The organism is Bartonella sp. W8151 (genome assembly GCF_016100385.1).
Classification (GTDB): Bacteria; Pseudomonadota; Alphaproteobacteria; order Rhizobiales; family Rhizobiaceae; genus Bartonella; species Bartonella apis.
In genome coordinates, this window is sequence record NZ_JACFSO010000013.1 from 1 (window position 1) to 338 (window position 338).

A 338-nucleotide genomic window follows, 5' to 3' on the forward strand; every position below is an offset into this window, starting at 1 on the left:
GACAAAGTACCATCAGCGCAGGAGCGTTTCACGGCCGAGTTCGGAATGGGATCGGGTGCAGCCGCTCCGCTATAACCACCAGGTCAGCAAAGCGCAACAATTTTTCAAGAAGCCGAATATCTTTCTGTTGGTATTGTTCTTTTACTCTTACTTTCAAGCCTTGGCTTTAAAGCGCGACTGCGCGTCGACCAGTTTTGGCCGCGCCAGCGGAAAGCTGCACCTCAAGAGTGCAGTAAAGTAAACTTTGCACAGCAAAGATGAACATTTGTAATGGGAACGATCAAGTCAATCGAACGATTAGTATCAGTAAGCTCCATGTGTCACCACACTTCCACACC

General features: G+C 48.5%; 1 rRNA gene. It reads right to left on the minus strand.

Annotated elements, in window-relative coordinates:
* Positions 1-83, minus strand: a 5S ribosomal RNA gene (gene rrf, locus H3V14_RS10750); the annotation flags it as partial.
* Positions 84-338 lie beyond the last annotated feature (255 nt).